Here is a 2,832-nt window from a genome sequence, read left to right as displayed (position 1 = left end):
CCTTTCCCCCGGGCGCCCCGCATGACCAGGTCCGCGGTGGTCTTGACGGCAGGAATTGCATTGTCGACAGCCACGCTGCAGCCGCAGGCCTGCAGGAAGGCATGGTCATTTTCAGCGTCGCCGACCCCGGCCACATTGTGCGATGAAAGCCGGAGGTCCTGGAGCGCAGCAGCAAGTCCGGTGGCCTTGTTGATGCCGCTCGGCAGGATCATCACCGCACCCTTGTTGAAGATGATTTCCAGCCCCAGTCCCATCTCCTTGATGACGTCTAGCGCCGTAGCTTGGTGAGGCTCCCAGGTCGCGACGATCGAGCGTCCGATCGAAAGCGGCTTTACGCCGTGTTTCTTCAGCTTGGCGACGAATTTGGGATCTGGTGCAGCCGAGATCGTGCGCTCTTCCTCGCTGGCCGGCGTATAGATCAGCGCGCCATTCTCCGCGATGACCTTGTCGAACAAACCGACCTCGGGAAAGACACGCTTGAGGTCGGGCAGTTCACGTCCGGTGACGAGGATCAGCTTGCGGCCGGTTTTCTTGAACCGCTCCAGCGCGGCGAGGGTCTTCTTCGAGACGATCCCGTCATGGGGCCAGTGTGCCGTCATAATCCGTCGCTAATGCCATAAAATACATTTGCCAGCCTTCCTGGTCCCAGCCCGCGCATAACAAGAACGAATGATGAAGACAAAGGCTCCCATGGAACACGCGCAGCACGCTAACGAGGGCCCCAGAAAGTTAGGAACCTCACCGGTAACGGCACGTTGAGCAGCCAAGCCGGGACCAGTCTGGCCATCATCGGGTCGCGGATACATCCGCCGCCGAATTCAACCGAATGTAGTGAAAGGAAAAGGCGATGGGCTTCTTCTCGAAGAACATCAAGACACTTGACGACCTCTTCGTGCACACACTGCGCGATATCTATTACGCCGAAAAGCAGATCGAGAAGGCGCTGCCGAAGATGATCGACAAGCAACCGATCCGCAGTTGAAGGCCGGCTTTGAAAAACACCTCGACCAGACCAGGGTCCATATAGAGCGTGTCGAGGAGGTATTCGAGCGTCATGGCGTTAAGGCAAAGCAAATCAACTGCCCGGCAATCGACGGCATACTTGAAGAAGCCGACGACGTGAGCGGCGACGTTGATGACAAGGACGTCCTCGATGCCGCGCTGATTGCCTCGGCACAGGCGGTCGAGCACTACGAGATGRCCCGCTATGGAACGCTCATCGCCTGGGCCAAGCAGCTCGGCCGCAGCGATTGCGCCAACGTTCTGGCCAAGAACCTGAAGGAAGAACAGGCGACCGATCGCAAGCTAAGCGAGATTGCAGAAAGCAAGATCAATCTGCACGCAGCCGAGTAATCTGCTCACGAAAGCCGGTCAGTGTCTTAACTGGCCGGCCTTCCGCTGGGCAGATCTGTACAAATCCCATTGACGCCTTTTGGTTAGCCGCCACAAAGGCGGGAGGAACGACGGTGTCGCAAGCGCCAACCATATGTCTGGTGAGGAGGGCGGCGATGCCACAATTTCTCTCAAGCGGAAAACGCAGCGGCGGGGTCATCGTAGCGTTCACCGAACCAAACCTCGCTCACTGCGTTGAGTCGCGCGTTGCGTCATCAGCCGGGGCATTTCCATGACAAAGGGCGAGCTTTCCACCTATCGGGCCAAACGGGATTTCACGAAGACGAAAGAGCCCAGCGGCGAACGCTCGATCGCGAAATCGACCCGGCTTCGGTTTGTGATCCAGAAACATGATGCGACGCGGCTTCACTATGACCTGCGCCTAGAGTTGGAGGGTGTCTTCAAGTCGTGGGCCGTCACCAAAGGTCCGTCCCTTGATCCGCAGGATAAACGGCTGGCAGTTGAAGTTGAGGACCATCCGCTGGAGTACGGCGACTTCGAGGGCACGATCCCCAAGGGACAGTATGGCGGCGGCACCGTGCAGCTGTGGGATCGCGGCTATTGGGAGCCGGAAGGCGCCATGTCGCCCGAAGAGGCCTTGGCAAAGGGCGATCTGAAGTTCACGCTCGACGGCAAGCGCCTGCGCGGAAGTTTTGTTCTTGTGCGTATGAAGCATGACCGCAATGGCGGGAAGCGGACCAACTGGCTGCTGATCAAACATCGCGACAAATATGCCACGGACGGTAACGGCGACGCGGTGCTGGCACAGGACCGCTCCGTAGCTTCGGGCCGGAGCATGGAAAAGATTGCTGCCGGAAAGGGAGCCGGCCCGAAGCCGTTTATGCTGCAAGGCTCAGCGACGGCCGATGCCGGCGCGGTGTGGCACAGCAATTGCGGCCACGCTGCCGAAGAGCGCGCCAAGTCGTTGAAGGCATCGCCAAAGCCCTCGCCCACTTCGAAACGAGCTGCTCGTGGCTCGACGGCGAAGATGCCCGATTTCATCTCACCGCAGCTCTGCGCGACACTTTCGCGTCCGCCGGCGGGAACCAGTTGGGTTCACGAAATCAAGTTCGATGGCTATCGCGTCCAGCTACGCGTCGAAGAAGGCGCCGCTACGCTGAGGACCCGAAAGGGCCTCGACTGGACCGAGAAGTTTGGCTCGATCGCGAAAGAGGCGGCGCGCCTTCCCAACGTCATCGTCGACGGCGAGATCGTCGCCCTCGGCAAAAATGGCGCGCCGGACTTTGCCGCGTTGCAGGCCGCACTGTCGGAGCGCCGGACAAAGGATTTGATCTTCTTTGCGTTCGATCTGTTGTTTGCCGACGGTGTCGATCTGCGAAAGTTGGCACTCTCGGAGCGTAAGGAGCGGCTGAACCAGATGCTCGGAGGGGTCGATCGTGGTGAGGAGAACCTCATCCGCTATGTCGAGCACTTCAACAA

Annotated in this window: 1 protein-coding gene and 2 pseudogenes; 2 read left to right on the top strand and 1 reads right to left on the bottom strand. The window is 59.4% G+C overall.

What is annotated here, in order from left to right; genetic code table 11:
• Window positions 1-627, bottom strand: a pseudogene (locus AC1DX0_RS33990) (HAD family hydrolase); the annotation flags it as partial.
• A gap of 220 nt (window positions 628-847) precedes the next feature.
• On the opposite strand from AC1DX0_RS33990, the pseudogene AC1DX0_RS33985 reads away from it, so the two are divergent.
• Both AC1DX0_RS33985 and AC1DX0_RS33980 read left to right on the top strand, forming a co-directional pair.
• Window positions 848-1,353, top strand: a pseudogene (locus tag AC1DX0_RS33985) (YciE/YciF ferroxidase family protein).
• Window positions 1,354-1,624: 271 nt separating this feature from the next.
• The coding region (locus AC1DX0_RS33980) for a DNA polymerase ligase N-terminal domain-containing protein (protein WP_477358728.1) at window positions 1,625-2,832 on the top strand (1,208 nt) is incomplete at its 3' end.

The sequence above is a fragment of the Mesorhizobium sp. P3_A9 genome (genome assembly GCF_056402975.1).
This window is presented reverse-complemented; position numbering and strand designations above follow the sequence as displayed.